Source organism: Lactobacillus johnsonii ATCC 33200, from assembly GCF_000159355.1.
Lineage (GTDB): Bacteria > Bacillota > Bacilli > Lactobacillales > Lactobacillaceae > Lactobacillus > Lactobacillus johnsonii.
The window spans coordinates 857,679-873,483 of record NZ_GG670120.1 but is presented as its reverse complement, the minus strand read 5'-3'; the positions used below and the strand labels follow the sequence as shown (position 1 = coordinate 873,483).

Annotated in this window: 21 protein-coding genes and 1 other annotated feature; of the genes, 19 read left to right on the top strand and 2 right to left on the bottom strand. The window is 33.9% G+C overall.

The annotated features are described in order from the left end of the window. Positions 1–17: 17 nt before the first annotated feature. From HMPREF0528_RS04220 to HMPREF0528_RS04190, 7 genes are all read left to right on the top strand, one after another. On the top strand, positions 18–671 hold the full coding sequence (locus HMPREF0528_RS04220) for a glucose-6-phosphate 1-dehydrogenase family protein (RefSeq protein ID WP_004895378.1): 654 nt from the start codon (positions 18–20) through the stop codon (positions 669–671). Positions 672–691: 20 nt separating this feature from the next. Next, positions 692–1,153: a DUF7679 family protein gene (locus tag HMPREF0528_RS04215; RefSeq protein ID WP_004895377.1), complete on the top strand. Its 462-nt coding sequence runs from the start codon at positions 692–694 to the stop codon at positions 1,151–1,153. Then, positions 1,150–1,980, top strand: coding sequence for a PfkB family carbohydrate kinase (locus HMPREF0528_RS04210; protein ID WP_004895376.1), 831 nt, complete (start codon positions 1,150–1,152; stop codon positions 1,978–1,980). The genes HMPREF0528_RS04215 and HMPREF0528_RS04210 overlap by 4 nt, the downstream gene beginning before the upstream one ends. A 3-nt stretch (positions 1,981–1,983) precedes the next feature. Next, complete coding sequence (locus HMPREF0528_RS04205) at positions 1,984–2,541, top strand: ECF transporter S component (protein ID WP_004895375.1); 558 nt, start codon at positions 1,984–1,986, stop codon at positions 2,539–2,541. A gap of 52 nt (positions 2,542–2,593) precedes the next feature. Next, positions 2,594–2,773 carry a 2-hydroxymuconate tautomerase gene (gene thmT, locus HMPREF0528_RS04200; RefSeq protein WP_004895374.1) on the top strand — a complete coding sequence of 60 codons (180 nt, stop codon included), beginning with the start codon at positions 2,594–2,596 and terminating at the stop codon, positions 2,771–2,773. A gap of 674 nt (positions 2,774–3,447) precedes the next feature. Continuing rightward, entirely contained in the window at positions 3,448–4,767 is a 1,320-nt protein-coding gene (locus HMPREF0528_RS04195; protein WP_004895372.1) for a DUF2325 domain-containing protein, read from the top strand. Between the two features lie 77 nt (positions 4,768–4,844). Then, positions 4,845–5,684 (top strand): YitT family protein, encoded by an 840-nt coding sequence (locus tag HMPREF0528_RS04190; RefSeq protein WP_004895371.1) that lies wholly within the window; start codon positions 4,845–4,847, stop codon positions 5,682–5,684. Here HMPREF0528_RS04190 and HMPREF0528_RS04185 read toward each other — a convergent pair. Then, entirely contained in the window at positions 5,679–6,035 is a 357-nt protein-coding gene (locus HMPREF0528_RS04185) for an arsenate reductase family protein (protein WP_004895370.1), read from the bottom strand. The genes HMPREF0528_RS04190 and HMPREF0528_RS04185 overlap by 6 nt on opposite strands. A 119-nt stretch (positions 6,036–6,154) precedes the next feature. Further along, positions 6,155–6,235 (top strand) — a sequence feature (ribosomal protein L21 leader region). A 14-nt stretch (positions 6,236–6,249) separates the two neighbouring features. On the opposite strand from HMPREF0528_RS04185, the gene rplU reads away from it, so the two are divergent. From rplU to recN, 12 genes are all read left to right on the top strand, one after another. Continuing rightward, a complete protein-coding gene (gene rplU / locus HMPREF0528_RS04180) occupies positions 6,250–6,561 on the top strand; it encodes a 50S ribosomal protein L21 (protein WP_003647543.1) in 312 nt (103 codons plus the stop codon). A 19-nt stretch (positions 6,562–6,580) separates the two neighbouring features. Further along, positions 6,581–6,880 carry a 50S ribosomal protein L27 gene (gene rpmA / locus HMPREF0528_RS04175; protein WP_003647542.1) on the top strand — a complete coding sequence of 100 codons (300 nt, stop codon included), beginning with the start codon at positions 6,581–6,583 and terminating at the stop codon, positions 6,878–6,880. Positions 6,881–6,952: 72 nt separating this feature from the next. Further along, a complete protein-coding gene (locus HMPREF0528_RS04170) occupies positions 6,953–8,062 on the top strand; it encodes an aminopeptidase P family protein (RefSeq protein WP_004895369.1) in 1,110 nt (369 codons plus the stop codon). A gap of 84 nt (positions 8,063–8,146) precedes the next feature. Then, a complete protein-coding gene (efp, locus tag HMPREF0528_RS04165; protein WP_004895368.1) occupies positions 8,147–8,716 on the top strand; it encodes an elongation factor P in 570 nt (189 codons plus the stop codon). A gap of 17 nt (positions 8,717–8,733) precedes the next feature. Continuing rightward, positions 8,734–9,174: an Asp23/Gls24 family envelope stress response protein gene (locus HMPREF0528_RS04160; RefSeq protein WP_004895367.1), complete on the top strand. Its 441-nt coding sequence runs from the start codon at positions 8,734–8,736 to the stop codon at positions 9,172–9,174. Next, complete coding sequence (gene nusB / locus HMPREF0528_RS04155; RefSeq protein WP_004895366.1) at positions 9,175–9,576, top strand: transcription antitermination factor NusB; 402 nt, start codon at positions 9,175–9,177, stop codon at positions 9,574–9,576. Between the two features lie 46 nt (positions 9,577–9,622). After that, entirely contained in the window at positions 9,623–10,471 is an 849-nt protein-coding gene (locus HMPREF0528_RS04150) for a bifunctional methylenetetrahydrofolate dehydrogenase/methenyltetrahydrofolate cyclohydrolase (protein WP_004895365.1), read from the top strand. After that, positions 10,461–11,822, top strand: a complete 1,362-nt coding sequence (xseA, locus tag HMPREF0528_RS04145; protein WP_004895364.1) for an exodeoxyribonuclease VII large subunit — start codon at positions 10,461–10,463, stop codon at positions 11,820–11,822. The genes HMPREF0528_RS04150 and xseA overlap by 11 nt, the downstream gene beginning before the upstream one ends. After that, positions 11,812–12,057: an exodeoxyribonuclease VII small subunit gene (locus HMPREF0528_RS04140; RefSeq protein ID WP_004895363.1), complete on the top strand. Its 246-nt coding sequence runs from the start codon at positions 11,812–11,814 to the stop codon at positions 12,055–12,057. Before xseA ends, HMPREF0528_RS04140 begins: the two co-directional genes overlap by 11 nt. Further along, positions 12,058–12,924, top strand: a complete 867-nt coding sequence (locus tag HMPREF0528_RS04135; RefSeq protein WP_004895362.1) for a polyprenyl synthetase family protein — start codon at positions 12,058–12,060, stop codon at positions 12,922–12,924. 3 nt (positions 12,925–12,927) lie between these two features. After that, positions 12,928–13,740 (top strand): TlyA family RNA methyltransferase, encoded by an 813-nt coding sequence (locus HMPREF0528_RS04130; RefSeq protein ID WP_004895360.1) that lies wholly within the window; start codon positions 12,928–12,930, stop codon positions 13,738–13,740. Between the two features lie 10 nt (positions 13,741–13,750). After that, positions 13,751–15,430: a DNA repair protein RecN gene (gene recN, locus HMPREF0528_RS04125; RefSeq protein ID WP_004895359.1), complete on the top strand. Its 1,680-nt coding sequence runs from the start codon at positions 13,751–13,753 to the stop codon at positions 15,428–15,430. A 61-nt stretch (positions 15,431–15,491) separates the two neighbouring features. Here the strand turns inward: recN and HMPREF0528_RS04120 are convergent, their stop codons facing one another. Then, a complete protein-coding gene (locus HMPREF0528_RS04120) occupies positions 15,492–15,785 on the bottom strand; it encodes a hypothetical protein (RefSeq protein WP_004895357.1) in 294 nt (97 codons plus the stop codon). Between the last annotated feature and the right edge of the window lie 20 nt (positions 15,786–15,805).

The following is a 15,805-nucleotide window of genomic DNA, read 5'->3' as shown; positions in this document are numbered from 1 at the left end:
GATTATAGGAGAAAAGAATGACAGTTTTAACTAATAAAATGTATGAGATATTTGACCAAGAAGAATTTTCTTTTAAAAAATTAAAAGTTAATAAAACACCAGAAGAAATAGATACAATTAAACAAGAATTTAAAGGTGTCTGGCAAATTTGGAAAACAGTTCAATTAAATGTGGCAGAACAACTACCGACAGGGAAATTTGCAAAAGTTCATGTTGAAAGCTGGACTAATGGATGGAATTTAAGAGATCATTTTTGGGCCAGTTATCGCTTAGCTTCCTTAGCAGACTACAATCCTTGTATTGGCGTCATGCTTGATAAGAAGCAATTACAAGTTTATTTGATGTTTCAATATTATAAGAGTGACAAGCGTCAGGGAGCTGTGAGTGAATACAATACGCTTTTAACTGATATTTCAAAGTGGGGTTCTAGTTTAGATATTTCAAACTGGTATTTGTGGGATAAAAATGAAATGGAATTCAGCAATCATTTAGCTTTAGCAGAATATCTGAGCAATTATGAAAAGAAAAATCAATTTTATCAGGAGGCTATCAAAAGTAGCTTTTTACTAGGAAAGTTTGCCTTTCGTGATCATGATAATGTTGATAATATGGAAAAATTTATAATAGAAGGAATCAATGATTTAATTCCTTTATATGAAAAATTAAGTTAAGTAAAAAAATTGAGGAAAATTTGCAAAAAAGACAGGAATATATTTGGTGTTTAATTGAGCTCTCAAATGGTAATAAAGAATGGTATTGTCTAAGTAAAGTATTAAGACGAGCTCTTTTTATCGAAAAGAAACATAATCAATTCTGGAAAAAAACGATGATTGGTAATTATATTACTGTAGCTCGGAGTAAGTATATTAGGGGACGAGCAAGATTAACGGTTGGCCGGATTGAAAAAATTAGAATTCGAAAAAATAGTGCAGCGGACTGGCATTGGAGCCGAAATCAATTTGTTACAGCAGAGCACTTACTGGATCTTAAAGATTCATTTAATTATTTAAAACATGATTATTGTTGGTATAATCGTTTAGCAATTAAATTAGCCTTAATATATTGGCATAATCAGTTACTACAAGTTAAGTTAAATTCAAAACGATATGCTATTAAGAAAAAACGACTTAAGTTAGAAAGAAAAATAAAATGAAGGAAAAATTTTTAATTAGTCAAGATTTGTCTTGCTTGGGCCAGGTTTCTCTAAGTGTTGCCTTACCAATTTTAGGAGCATGTGGATATCAGCCAGATATTTTACCAACAGCAATTTTATCTACTCATACTGGTGGCTTTGGTAATAATACCTTTTTGGCGCTAAATAATGAAATGAGTAAAATTGTTGCTCACTGGCAAGATGAAAAAATTACTTTTAAAAATTTATACTTAGGCTATTTGGGAAGAAATGCCATTGATTTTTGGATTGAGCATATTTCTGATTTTAGAAATACTGACTTAATATTGCTTGATCCAGCAATGGCAGATTCAGGAAAGTTATATAGCGGCTTAGATATAGAATATTTAGTAAAAATGCGCGAACTTGCAAGGCAAGCAACTATTTTAACTCCCAATTTAACTGAAGCATGTCTGTTACTGAATAAGGAATATAGAAATTTTTCAATAAATGAAATTAAAGAAATTGCTGTCGAGTTAAAAGAAAAATTTAAGTTAGATGGTCTGGTAATTACTGGCATTTTCTTAGAAAATAAAGTGAAGATGGTTGGATTAGCAAATGATAGTAAAATTTTCGTAATCGAAAATGAAAAAATTACTCGCTCATTTTTTGGCACTGGAGATATGTTTGCAAGTAGCTTATTAGCGATTTTTTTAGCTGGGTATTCATTAAAAGAAAGTGCACAAATAGCAGGTAATTTTGTTAAATTGGCGATTGAAAAGACTGATCCAAGTCAAGATAAACGCTTGGGACCTAACTACGCAGGTGCCCTATCTTGGTTAATGAACAAAGTGGAAGGAAAGAAATAATAAATGCGCACAAGAGAAAATTCATTAGTTTCAATAATTTTAACTGGATTATTTGCGGCAATAATTTATTTGGGTGTTTGGGTTTTAAGAATCCCAGTTCCTGCTTTAGTAGGGTGTCCATTTATTCATTTTGGTAATACGTTAACGGCTGTTGCAATTTTATATTTAGGTTATCGTAATGGAATGCTAGCTGGAATTATTGGATTGGGCGGCTTTGATTTGCTTAATGGTTACGCTGCAACATCGTGGTTAACAATGCTCGAAGTTGTAGTAGTTGCAAGTGTTTTAACGGCAGTATATAAGGGGATGCACTATCAAGATAGTAAGAAAAATATTATTATTTTAGGAATTATTGCTGGAATTACGAAAATTTTTACTACTTACTGTGTCTCAATTGTAGAAGCTTTAATGGTAGGAACTAGTTTAAATGTGGCTTTAGTTAGCTCTTTTGTTAGTTTGCCGGCAACGATCATCAATTCGATTTCGACAGCAATTTGTACCCCAATCTTATACTTTGCAGTCCGTGATGGTGCAAGAAGAATTTTAAGAAGGACTGCTTAATTAAAATAGATTTGTTATAATTTTGATTAAAGATAAAAAGGAGGAATTTTAAATGCCATTTGTACATGTAGAGCTAATTAAGGGTAGAAGTGATGAACAACTTACTCAAATGATGAAAGATATTACCGAAGCTATTCATAAGAATACTGGTGCTCCAAAAGAACATATTCATGTAATTATTAATGAACTTGATAAACATACTTATGGTCAGGGCGGCGAATGGAGGGCTTAAAAATTGAAAATGTTTTCTATTAATCGCTTAATAAAACTGGGATTAATTTTTAGTACAGTATGATTTGCTTATCTTTTATTTTTTAGCTTTGAAAGTCTAACTGATTTTTCAAACCTACGCATCTTACCAACTGCTAGAGTAATTAGTCTGTTTGTAATTCTTATCGTTATAAGCTTATTTTTAGGTTTTATTTTAGCTGGTGTTTGGCTGAGTATAGATCAACCTAAATTTAAGTTTAAGTGGGAGTATCTGTATAAAGGAATCCTGGTTGGAATAATTTGGGCAACTCTTGATATGTTTATGGTTATTCGATTAATTATTGACTTAATTATAGGTATTTTAATTGGAATGTTGCTTTTTAGTCGAAGAGCGTCCAAAAAATAAATAAAAAATCATGATTAGCAATTAACTAATCACGATTTTTTTGTTTAGTCTAATCTTCTTTTTTTGCTTCTTCTAAAGCCTTCATGATTGAAGGATTCTTTGAATGACAATCTTTTAACATTTGGTAATCTTCTTCAGATAATGTAACAGTGTACTTAGTCATGATTTTTCCTCACTTTTTATTTTTTACCTTTAATATATCACTTTATTGATAGAATTGATAAAGAAATTTTGAAGTAAATATTATTAAATCGCTATAATAATAGATAAAAAGTAAGAAAGTGGTTAAAATGTTTGACTATCGAAATAATTTAAAAAGAATATTAAATAGTACAGAAGGCGACGAAAAGAGCCTTAAAAATAGCTTGAATGCAATTAAGTTAGTCGTGGGAATGACAGGGGAAAGCAGTGAAAGGGCAACTGGCGGTGAACTTGATCCAAAAATTATTGCCCAAATAAATACTTTTTTGCAAGGAATAACTAAATTAATTGAGCATCCTGGCAATAAAGATGCTAAAAAGACAGCTTTAGGAGCACTACATAAATTAACTTTTGATCAAAATATTACTGCTAATTTTGGAAAACAACTAGGGCAGCTCGATCAAGTAATTCAATCATCAGAAGAAACGAGTAGTGTAGTAAATAGAAAAATTTTTGAAGAAGCATTAAAGCCTAAAAAAGAAAAAGCACGTGACTATCGCAAGGGAAGGCGTTATACAGTTATTCGTGCATTGAAGGGTGCAGATCTAATCAATGATAATGGAGAAGTGGTTTTTGAGGTTAATGAAGGTCAAATACACGATTTAAACCTAAAGAGTGGTGATATTGTTGAAGCTATCCCGGTATCAGATGGTTTAAATGAAGCTGAAGTTTTACGAGTTGTCGGCTATAGAAAATTGCGCAGCCGTGATTATGACAAAATAGAAGATTTTAAGTACGGTGTAGTACAAGGAAATCCGAGAAATCTAAGCGTTTCGCGTAATATTCACGGAGAAAGGTTAACAATTAATCATAAGCCGGTGATTGTTGCCCTTGATTCTAGTTACTATCAAAATGGAAGTGTACATCTAGAAGATGGTTCGATTGTTGACTTAGCTTGGTATACCGGTGATGTAAGACTTAAGAAAGATCCAGCTAGTGCCGTTCAAATTCGATGGATCTATGAAACTGAGCAACCAAAACGGATTTCTAAAACTAAAAAAGAAAAGTCAAGTCGAGAAAACACGCAGAAACTGGCACAATTAGATATGAATTTGCATTATCAAAGAGTTGGGATTGCGGTTGGAGACAATCAAAACGAGGCAATTTTAGAAGGTATTGTTAATCGCTACAATGGTATTGCAATTCCAATCGATGCTTTTGAAGGAAAGAAAAAGGTAATTGAAAATCAAATTAAAGATTTAGATATTGTAATCTTGGTAACAGCTTTTGCAGCTCATGACAGTACTTGGAATATTAGAGAGTTTGCAAGCAAATATCATGTAAAATTTGCCGTTAGTTCCAGCAAAGGATATCAAGCATTTGAACGCGCTTTGTATAGAGCAGAAAACGGGATGCCGGCTTATGAAGGAAACCAGCAATTAGAATATAAAATGTTAAAAAATAATTAGGAATGGAAGATGAAACTGACAAATTGTATAGAAATTAGATAAAATATTAATAACTTATTTTTAGGAAGGATGATGAAATGACAAAAAACATTAAAAAGAAATCTTGGATGCGCTGGGTAGTATTTTTAGCCGGCCTAGAAATTATCGCCATTTCTATTAATTTCTTCTATGGTCCAATTAATATTGCTGCGGGAGGATCAACTGGTATTTCGATTTTAGTTGACGCAGTATGGGAAATTAACCGTTCAATAACGGTTTTAGTTGTTAATATTTTAATGTTGGTTTTGGCAGCCATCTTTTTAGGAAAAAAGACAACGAAGAACGTTGCCTTAGGTAGTTTATTATTGCCAATCCTAATGGAAATTACCCCAAGTTTTAAAATTACTAATAACCAATTACTTGCTGTAATTTACGGTGGAGTATTAATGGGACTAGGAGTCTCTCTTCTCTATCGTGTAAATGCTTCAAGTGGCGGGACAACAATTCCACCAATGATTTTGAAAAAATATTTTTATATCAATCCAGCGGTTGGCTTACTTGGAATTGATATGATAATTATTTTCCTAAATATATTTGTTGATGGATGGAATGCCTTTTTACTAGCGGCTTTGTCTCAGGTAGTTACATCTATGACGATGAACTATGCAGAAGCAGGCTTTGATCGAAAATATCAAGTTCGTATTATGAGTAATAAACATTTCAATGAATTGAAAACTATGTTACTAGATAATTATAATGGTTTGACAATTTATGATGTTGTTGGTGGCTATAGCGATGATGATAAAAAACAATTACTTTTAGTAGTTGATACACGTGAGTACGGTCCTTTGATTAGTAAAATTCATGAAATTGACCCTGACGCATTTATTATTACTGATACAGTAGCTCGGGTTCATGGAGGTCAATGGGGACTATAACCAGACTTTTTCGTACGTGTTTTCTTTGAAGCCACAAGTTAATTTCTTACCGTCAGTTACTAACGGTCTCTTAATTAATTTGCCGTTTTGTGAGAGTAATATAGCAGCTTTCTCAATTGACATGGAATCAATCTGATCTTTTAAATGCATCTGACGATAGACTTGTCCTGATGTATTAAAGAAGTATCTTAAACCTCTATCTTGAAACTTATTTAGCCACTTAAGCAAGTCTTCTTGTTTAGGTGGCCTTTCTACTAAATCTTGATACTCATATGTAATATGGTGTTGATCTAGCCATTTTTGCGCTTTTTTAGAGGTGGAACAACGTTTGTATCCGTAAAATTTAATCATAATATACTCCTTCTTAAAAAATATCTACTAATATTCTATTATTTTTTTAGAAATTTTGATATTGAATTGCTTTAAAAGAGGGATGAGAGTATACTGTAAGAGTTGTATTTGTGGAAACCTCACATCTGCAACCGCACGTTTATGAGGTTAGAAGAGAATTAACGTTAATTCCACCTCATGCGGCGAGTCTAAGTATTTTTTCGGAGGTGTACAAATGTACGCAGTTATTAAAACCGGTGGTAAGCAATACAAGGTTGCTAAGGGCGACAGCGTTTTTGTTGAAAAACTTGAAGTTAAGCCTGGTGACGAAGTAACTTTTGATGAAGTTATTCTTGTAAACGATGGTAAATCAACTAAGATTGGTACTCCAGTAGTTGAAGGTGCTAAGGTTGTTGCTAAAGTTGAAAAGCAAGGTAAAGAAAAGAAAGTTGTTACTTTCAAGTACAAGCCTAAGAAGCACTCACACACTAAGTATGGTCACCGTCAACCTTACACTAAGGTAACTATCGAAAGCATTGAAGCTTAATTAAGGGGTGAAACAAATTATGATGATTAATAATCTTGAAGCACTTAAATTATTTGCCCACCACAAGGGTGGTGGTTCAACTGCTAATGGTCGTAACTCAGCTGGTCGTCGTTTAGGCGCAAAGCGTGCTGATGGTCAAAAGATCAATGCAGGTTCAATCATTTTCCGTCAACGCGGTACTAAGATCCACCCAGGTAAGAACGTTGGTATTGGTGGCGACGATACTTTGTTTGCTTTAACTAGTGGCGTTGTTAAATTCGAACGTTTGGGCAGAGATCGTAAACAAGTTTCTGTTTACCCAGTTGAAGAAGCAAAATAATTTTCTTTTGCAGGCTGGACGTCCCTAAGGAACGTTCAGTCTTTTTTTATCTACTCAGGAGGATCCAAGCCTATGTCTTCAGATCAAGAGTTATTAACTTTACTTAATAATCGAATTAGTAAAACTACTAAATTGATTAAAGAAAAGCAGGCAGATGCGTTAGTCATTTTTAATCAAGCTAATTATCGCTTTTTAACCAATTTTTCTGGTGAAGAAGCTGAACTTATTTTAACTGCAAATGGAGATCGCGTTTTATTATCTGATTCACGTTTCAAAGACCAAATTCGCCATCAGACACCTGGCGAAATGAAGGTAGTTATGCAAACTATGGACGTGATAGAAGAAATTGCCGGACAGCTAAAGCAGCTAGATGTTAAAACTGTTCTAGTTGAAGGAGAATTTATTTCTGCAACTCAATTTGAGGCTCTTAAGCAGGCTTGTCCTGATCTTGATTTTATTTTAAATGCTGAATTAGTAGAAACAGTTCGTAACATAAAAGATGAGCTAGAATTAGAAACTTTGCAAAAGGCAATTGATATTTCAGCTCAAAGTTTTAAAGAAATTTTGCCTTTAATTGAGCCGGGTGTTAGTGAACGTGCGATTGGAGCAAAATTAGATTATTTGTTCAAAATGAATGGTGGAGATGGCCCTTCGTTTGAGACAATAATTGCTTCCGGATACCGCGGTAGTTGGGCCCATGGTGTTGCGAGTGATAAAAAGATTCAAAAAGGTGAATTAATTGTAATTGACTTTGGAAGTTTTTATCATGGTTATACCGCAGATATTACTAGAACAGTTGCTTTAGGCCAAGTAGAGCCTGAACTAGAAAAAATATATTATATTGTACTAGAAGCACAAAAACGGGGAATTGCAGCTGCAATTGCTGGAAATACTGGTAAAGATATCGATCAAGCTGGTAGAAACTACATTAAAGAGCAAGGATATGGAGAGTACTTTGGTCACGGTATTGGTCATGGAATTGGCTTAGAAGTGCATGAACTCTGTACGCCAGCAATGCCATATAGTAAAGAAGTTATGAAAAATAATATGGCAATCACGGTTGAGCCAGGAATTTATTTGCCAGACCGTGGCGGTGTTAGAATTGAAGATGATGTTTTAATTAAAGATAATCATCCATATGTGATGTCACAGTTGCCAAAAGATGAACTTTTAATCTTATAATTTTGTGTAATTATGCGGTTAATGTTGCGAAACAATAGATAAGATTGGTAAGATAAATAAGTGTAGAAATGAGGTAATTTTACTATGACAATGATCTCAGTTAATGAATTTAAAAATGGATTAACTATTGAATATAACAATGATTTATGGCGTATTGTTGAATTCCAACACGTTAAGCCAGGTAAAGGTAGTGCCTTTGTTCGTTCAAAACTTAAGAGTTTAAGAACTGGTGCAGTTCAAGAATATACTTTCCGTTCAACTGCTAAAGTAAATACTGCTGATATTCAAACTAAGGCAATGCAATACTTATACAATGATGGTACAAGTTTTGTATTTATGGATACTAATACTTATGAACAACTTGAAATTCCAGAAGCTCAAGTTGAAAGAGAATCTAAGTTCTTGAAAGAAAACATGGTAGTTAACGTTATTACTCATGAAGGTGAAACTTTGGGTGTTGATTTACCAAATACAGTTGATCTTGAAGTTGCAGAAACTGAACCTAATATTAAGGGTGATACATCTTCCGGTGGTGGTAAGCCAGCAACTATGGAAACTGGCTTAGTAGTTAACGTACCATTCTTTATTAATCAAGGTGATGTATTAACTATTAATACTGCTGATGGTACTTACGTTTCTCGTGCAAATAAATAGTTTTTGAGGTAAAAAATATGGCTGATAATTCAACGATTCTTTTATCAAGCAATGACAAAGGAGATGAAACCCGAGTTGACCTTGGTGTTTTAGAGGTTATTCTAGGAATTGCTGCCAGAAAAGTCGATGGCGTCAGCGAAATGCGTGGGACGCTAAAAACTGGCATTGATACTCTTTTTGGTCGTTCTAACCAAGGTAAAGGTGTTTCCCTAAGTGTTGAAGACGATAAGTTAACTGCTGATGTTTATACTTATCTTGACTACGGTGTAAATGTGCCAAAAGTATGCGTCCAACTGCAAAAAAATCTAACTTTGCAATTGAAGCAAATGACAGATTTAGATTTAACTCAAATTAATGTTCATGTAGTTGGCTTGGTTTCAGAAGCAGACGAAACTGAAGTAAAGGCTGACACGGAAGCACTTTTCCCAGATGATAAAGAGGACGAGGCTAAAGACTAAATGACACAGCATGAGATGAGAAGAATTGCTATGCAAGCAATTTATTTGGCTAACCAAGGTAAATTAACTGATGCAGAGGAAGTTTGTCAAAAAGCTTTAAAGGCTTTGGAATTGAAAGATTTCCCAGACTATTCTACAGAATTAGTTAATGGTGTTTTAGCAAATAAAGAAGCACTTGATGAGCAATTAAGTAAATATTTAAAAAAGGGTTGGCGTCTTAATAGAATTAACGAAATTGACTTGGCAATCCTTGAAGTAGCTCTTTATGAAATGCAAAATAGCAAAGTAATTGATCCGGTAGCTGCTTTAAATGAAGCGTTAAATTTATGTGATGAATTTAGCTCTAAGGAATCTAAAAAGTTTATTAATGGTCTCTTGGCCAATTTCATTAAGAAAGACTAACTAATGAGTCGGCTCGTTGAGCCGACTTTTTTTATGAGGTGATTAAGTGAAAAAATTACTAGAAGGAAAAACTCCTGCAAATGAAATTAAAGAGAACTTGATAGAAGAAATAAAAAAATTAAAAAGCGACGGAATAAATCCAACTTTATGCGTAATAGAAGTTGGAGATGATCCGGCAAGCAAAATTTATTTGCGAGTTAAAAGAAATTTGGCTAAAAAAGTAGGAATTAAAGAAATAGGATTGCATTTTCCAGCTAATACTTCTCAAGCTGAACTTCTAGAAAAAATTGAAGAACTTAATCAAGATCCAAGTATTAATGGGATAATGGTGCAATTGCCCGTTCCTCCTCAAATTGATCCAAGAGCTATTTTTGAAACAATTGCTCCAGAAAAAGATGCCGATGGATTTTCACCTCTTAATTTAGGGCGTCTCTGGGAAGGACAGCGTGATGTAATTCCAGCAACAGTTCGCAGTATTTTAACCTTAATTGACTATTATGGAATTGAGATGGCCGGTAAAAATACAGTAATTATTGGCCGTAGTGTCATTGTAGGCAAACCATTAGCTGCAGTTTTAGTTGAAAGGGATGCAACTGTTACGATTGCCCATTCAAAAACAAAAAATTTATCAGAGCTAACTAAAAATGCTGAGGTGATTATTTCCGATGTGGGTAAAGCACATTTAGTAACTGAGGATATGGTAAAAGAAGGAGCAGTTATAATCGATGTTGGTATGAACCGTGAGAATGGTAAATTAATGGGGGATGTCGACTTCAATACGGTTGCTCCGAAAGCCAATGCAATTACACCAGTTCCAGGGGGAGTTGGCCCATTAACAGTTGCTAGTTTAATGAAACAAGCAGTAATTTTGACGAGGAAACAACATGGTAGATAATAAAGTTTATCTTTCTGTTAGTGATTTAAATTTTTATATTTCACAAAAGTTTAAAAATGATCCCTATTTACATAAAGTGTTTTTACAGGGAGAGTTGTCTAACTTTAGATTTAGAATGAATTCCCACCAGTATTTTTCATTAAAAGATGAAAAATCAAAAATTAATGTAGTGATGTTTCGCTCATTTTTTGAAAAATTAAAATTTAAGCCTGAAGAGGGAATGAAGGTTTATGTTAGTGGATATGTAGATGTTTATGGACCGCAGGGATCTTACCAATTTTATGCTCAGACTATGGAGCCAGCAGGTTTAGGAGCTCTTTATGAACAGCTAAGACAATTGCAAGAGAAGCTTGCAAAGGAAGGATTATTTAACGAAGAACATAAAAAGAAGATCCCCCTATTTCCAGATCGTATTGCAGTTGTAACTAGTGCTTCAGGAGCGGTAATTCATGATATTATGGTTACTGCTAATCGCCGTTTTCCTCATGCTGAGATTGATTTGTATCCCGCTAAAGTTCAAGGAGATGAAGCAGCAGATACAATTGTGGCTGCTTTACAGCAAATTCAAGCTCAAGGCGATAAATATGATGTTGTAATCATTGGGCGTGGCGGTGGATCACTAGAAGATTTATGGCCATTTAATGAAGAAAAAGTTGTGCGGCAGATTTATGCGATGCAAATGCCAGTGATCAGTTCAGTAGGACATGAAACTGATACAACTTTAGCTGATTTAGTGGCCGATGCCAGAGCAGCTACTCCAACTGCTGCAGCAGAATATGCAACACCTAATTTAGTTGATGTACTAACGCAAATTGTTCAATTGCGGGCAAGACTTTATGCTGCCGTTCAGGCCAATATTCATACAAAGCGTCAAATTTTAGATCGGTTAAAGAACGCACCAGTTTTACAAGAGCCAACTAGAATTTATGATCAACAAATTCAACAAGTTGATATGCTCACCCATCGTCTTAATCAGGCAATGGACAATCGACTACAGCACGATGGATCTACATTACGATTACTTCAAGAGCATCTTAAGGCACTAAATCCTAGCCGAAAATTAGAGCAACTTGAGCGTGAACGAAATTTTGTAGTATCGAATTTATTTTCAACGATGAATAACTATCTTAAAGATCAAAGAAATAGATTAAATCGAGCTATGCAACAATTAGATGATATTAGTCCGTTGAAAACAATTAGTCGAGGATACGTTTATACAACTGATCAAAAAGGAAATACAGTTACTTCAGTTGGCCAGCTAAAAATTGATGAGAAGTTAAAGTTACATTTTAAAGATGGTCAAGCACAAGTGAATGTAGAAAATATTCGGAGAGAAAAAAATGGCAATTAAGAAAAATAATTTTGAAGAACAGTTAAATGAATTACAAGAAATAGTTAATAAGCTTGAAAGTGGTAATGTTCCTCTTGAAGATGCTCTAAGTGAATTTCAAGCAGGCGTTAAATTAAGCCGAGAATTAGAAAAAAAGCTAAATGATGCAGAACAAACTGTGGCCAAGTTAGTAGATAAAGATGGAAGCGAAAAAACCTTAGATCCCCAAAATGCGTCTGCTCCTGAGGAAGAATAAATGAAGTTAAAAGATTTTCAAGAAAAATATACACCTCAAATTGACAATTTCTTAAAAGAACATCTGGTTACTGAAATTGATAATCTAACTTTTAGTAAAATTATGTCTTATTCAGTAATGGCGGGAGGTAAGCGACTACGTCCTTTGCTTTTCTTAGCAACTCTTGAGACACTAAATCATAAAATTGAAGAGCCAGAATTAAGAATTGCATGTGGAATTGAATTAATTCATACTTATTCTCTAATTCATGATGATTTACCTGCGATGGATAATGATGATTATCGTCGCGGAAAACTTACATCTCATAAAAAATGGGGAGAAGCAGAAGCGATATTAGCTGGAGATGGGTTGCTTCCGTTGGGAATTCAATGGATCACTGAGGGAAGTAATTCAGCTGCGTTAGCAATTGTTATTTCTCAAGCTGTAGGACCAAATGGGATGGTCGGTGGTCAATATCTGGATATTGATACAACTAATAACGATTCAGCTAAAGAAAATGCGAAGATGATTGATCAGATGGAGTGGTTGAAAACAGGCTGCCTAATTGAAGCAAGTGTTAAAATGGCTGCAATTTATGCTGGTGCAACTGATTCTGAGTTTAATAGATTAGACAACTTCAGCAAGCGTTTTGGAAGATCTTATCAAATTTATGATGATTTGGTGGATGTAGTGGAGACAGCAACTGAAGCAGGAAAAGCTACTCATAAGGATGCAACTGAAGGTAAAAATAATACTTTAACTTTGCTTGGGATTGAGGCTAGTCGTAAACAACTTGTAGAAATGATTGAATCAGGAAGAAAAGCTATAGAAGTTTTTGAACAACCTTTATTAGGTGAATTTTTTAATTTGTATCAGAAGGTATTATAGTAAATGTCTAAAAAGCGTGCAGATGTATTGTTGTTTGAACAAGGTCTTTTTAATTCTCGTAGTCAAGCCCAAAGAGCTATTATGGCTGGATTAGTTAATGACCATAATCATCAAAGAATTGATAAAAGTGGAGAAAAATTTCCCGAAGATGAAGTTTTTCATATAAAAGATGATGGTAAAAAATATGTTTCCCGTGGAGGATTCAAATTAGAAAAAGCCCTGCAAGTATTTAATATTGATTTGAAGAGAAAAATTTGCCTTGATATTGGAGCATCCACTGGTGGTTTTACCGATGTTGCCTTACAAAATGGTGCTAAGTTAGTCTATGCATTAGATGTAGGATATAATCAATTGGCTTGGAAATTACGAGATAATCCTCAAGTCGTAGTAATGGAAAAACAGAACTTTCGTTATAGTAAGCCAGAAGATTTCACTGATGGCTTGCCTGATTTTGCAATGACAGATGTTTCCTTCATCTCATTAGACTTAATTATGCCGCCAATGTATGAAATTTTAAAAGATAAATGCGATGCAGTGTGTTTAATTAAGCCACAATTTGAGGCAGGTCCTGAGAATGTAGGTAAACATGGAATTGTTCATGATCATGAAGTTCATGCAAATGTTATTAAACATACCATGGAAGTTGCTCAAAAAATAGGGTTTAATATTTTGGGAGTAGACTATTCACCAATTAAAGGTGGAAAAGGAAATATTGAATTTCTTATTCATTTAGGAAAAGACATAGCAAATCCAGGTCAAGACTTATGGAAAGGTAATCCTTCCGATGTAGTTCAACGTGCAGTTAGTGGCCTTTAGGTGAAATAAAATGTTAGTTGAATTAGATATTAAAAATTTTGCAATCATTAAAACTTTAAAAGTTCGCTTTCAAGAAAAAATGACTGTTCTAATTGGAGAAACTGGTGCAGGTAAATCAATTATTATTGATGCAGTTTCTTTGCTCCTGGGAAGTCGTGCACAAAGTGAAATGATTCGCTCGGGTGAAGAAAAGGCTGTCATCACGGGTTTATTTGTGTTAAGCGAACAAAAGGCTCTTATTGAAAGTTTATGTGAAAAATATGGTCTGCCTTTTGAAGATGACCAGCTAATAATTAGCCGAGAATTAACGCATAAAGGAAGAAATGTAGTTAGAATTAATGGGCAGCTGACTACAATCAATGTTTTACGTGAAATTGGACGAAATTTAGTTGATATTCATGGCCAAAATGATCAACAAATTTTGATGGATCAAGATCGACAAATAGATTTGATTGATAATTATGCGGAACCTAAATTTAAGGAAGAATTGCATAGTTATGAAGCTGACTTTGAGAAATGGCGTCATCTTACTTCTCAACTCCGTAAGTTAAGAGAAGATGCTCAAGAAATTGCTCAAAAACAGGATATTTTGGAATTTCAAAATAATGAACTAGAAAGTGCTGATTTGAATGATCCAAATGAAGATGAAAAGCTAGAAGAAGAATTTAATGAGCTCAATAACTATCAAAAAATTGCAGATACAGCTAATTATTTTATGCAGTTATATGATGATGATGAGCATGGACTAGCTACGTTACTTGGGAATGCCCAAAATGCTGCTGAAGATTTGAGTAATTATGGTAAAAAGTTTGAGAATTTTGCTACTAGTCTTAATGATGGTATTTATTCTTTAAATGATGCTCGTAGTGAACTATCTACTTTAATGGATCAAATGGACTTTGATGAAGAGCGGTATCAATATGTTTCTAGCCGATTAGATACATTGAATACTTTGAAGAAAAAATACGGTCCAACTTTAGACGATGTTTTTAAATTCGCACAAAAGGTTAAAAGTGAACTAAATAAGTTTGAAATTGGAGACTTAGATGAGGGAAAAATCCAAAAAGAACTCGCAATCATTGAAAAAAGACTTAGTCAAAAAGCCCAAAACTTGCATGAACAGAGAGAAAAGATTGCTCGCGATCTTGAAGAAAAAATAAAAAAAGAATTAGCCGATCTGTATATGGAAAAAGCACGCTTTTCTATTAGAATTAATGAGACTAATTCATTTACAAAACTTGGAACTGATGAAGTTATCTTTATGATTGCACCTAATCCTGGTGAAGCTTTGATGCCATTAGTCAAAATAGTATCTGGCGGTGAACAATCACGTTTAATTTTGGCATTAAAGGCAATCTTTAGTCGTGTGGAACCAGTTGGAACCATGATTTTTGATGAAATTGATACTGGGGTTTCCGGAAGGGTTTCAGCAGCAATTGGTAAAAAGATGCATGCAATCGGCCAAGAAAAACAAGTTATTACAATTACTCACTCCCCACAGGTAGCTGCTGCTGGAGATCAACGTTATTCAGTTGTAAAACAAGTTAAAGATGGAGCTACTTATACTCAAGTAGGTCCTCTTACGCAAGAAGAAGCCATTACCGCAATTGCTCAGATGATGGCAGGCTCTGATGTAACGGATGCTGCTAAGAGAAATGCAGCTGATTTAATGGAAAGTTTTAAAGAATAAAATAAAAAGGACTTCTCAGTTTAAAGTAAAAATCACATTTATACTGAAAAGTCCTTTATTTTCATGCCGTCTCTACGTTAAAAATTTCGTTTAAATCGATTATTCTAATTATGTTGCTATCATAGCTATCTAATACAAAACGCCCAGCAGAAGTTCTTTTAATTAGTTGACCAATCTCAGTGCATCCATTTTGATAGGTCAGTAATATATATTCTTTATGAAAAAGTGCATGCTCTAAAATTCTAATAATTTTACTTGGGTCTTGTGCAAAAGTAGTAAGCTTATTAATATTATAATTAAAGAAGTAATTATAAATTTGTTTACTATAATTATTAAGCGACTTTAATAAATTCATATCTCATTCCTCTATATATC

Coding starts and splice junctions, on each gene's coding strand:
- HMPREF0528_RS04220 (WP_004895378.1), top strand. CDS start 18: ATGACAGTTTTAACTAATAAAATGTATGAGATATTTGACCAAGAAGAA.
- HMPREF0528_RS04210 (WP_004895376.1), top strand. CDS start 1,150: ATGAAGGAAAAATTTTTAATTAGTCAAGATTTGTCTTGCTTGGGCCAG.
- HMPREF0528_RS04205 (WP_004895375.1), top strand. CDS start 1,984: ATGCGCACAAGAGAAAATTCATTAGTTTCAATAATTTTAACTGGATTA.
- thmT (WP_004895374.1), top strand. CDS start 2,594: ATGCCATTTGTACATGTAGAGCTAATTAAGGGTAGAAGTGATGAACAA.
- HMPREF0528_RS04195 (WP_004895372.1), top strand. CDS start 3,448: ATGTTTGACTATCGAAATAATTTAAAAAGAATATTAAATAGTACAGAA.
- HMPREF0528_RS04190 (WP_004895371.1), top strand. CDS start 4,845: ATGACAAAAAACATTAAAAAGAAATCTTGGATGCGCTGGGTAGTATTT.
- HMPREF0528_RS04185 (WP_004895370.1), bottom strand. CDS start 6,035: ATGATTAAATTTTACGGATACAAACGTTGTTCCACCTCTAAAAAAGCG.
- rplU (WP_003647543.1), top strand. CDS start 6,250: ATGTACGCAGTTATTAAAACCGGTGGTAAGCAATACAAGGTTGCTAAG.
- rpmA (WP_003647542.1), top strand. CDS start 6,581: ATGATGATTAATAATCTTGAAGCACTTAAATTATTTGCCCACCACAAG.
- HMPREF0528_RS04170 (WP_004895369.1), top strand. CDS start 6,953: ATGTCTTCAGATCAAGAGTTATTAACTTTACTTAATAATCGAATTAGT.
- efp (WP_004895368.1), top strand. CDS start 8,147: ATGACAATGATCTCAGTTAATGAATTTAAAAATGGATTAACTATTGAA.
- HMPREF0528_RS04160 (WP_004895367.1), top strand. CDS start 8,734: ATGGCTGATAATTCAACGATTCTTTTATCAAGCAATGACAAAGGAGAT.
- nusB (WP_004895366.1), top strand. CDS start 9,175: ATGACACAGCATGAGATGAGAAGAATTGCTATGCAAGCAATTTATTTG.
- xseA (WP_004895364.1), top strand. CDS start 10,461: ATGGTAGATAATAAAGTTTATCTTTCTGTTAGTGATTTAAATTTTTAT.
- HMPREF0528_RS04140 (WP_004895363.1), top strand. CDS start 11,812: ATGGCAATTAAGAAAAATAATTTTGAAGAACAGTTAAATGAATTACAA.
- HMPREF0528_RS04135 (WP_004895362.1), top strand. CDS start 12,058: ATGAAGTTAAAAGATTTTCAAGAAAAATATACACCTCAAATTGACAAT.
- HMPREF0528_RS04130 (WP_004895360.1), top strand. CDS start 12,928: ATGTCTAAAAAGCGTGCAGATGTATTGTTGTTTGAACAAGGTCTTTTT.
- recN (WP_004895359.1), top strand. CDS start 13,751: ATGTTAGTTGAATTAGATATTAAAAATTTTGCAATCATTAAAACTTTA.
- HMPREF0528_RS04120 (WP_004895357.1), bottom strand. CDS start 15,785: ATGAATTTATTAAAGTCGCTTAATAATTATAGTAAACAAATTTATAAT.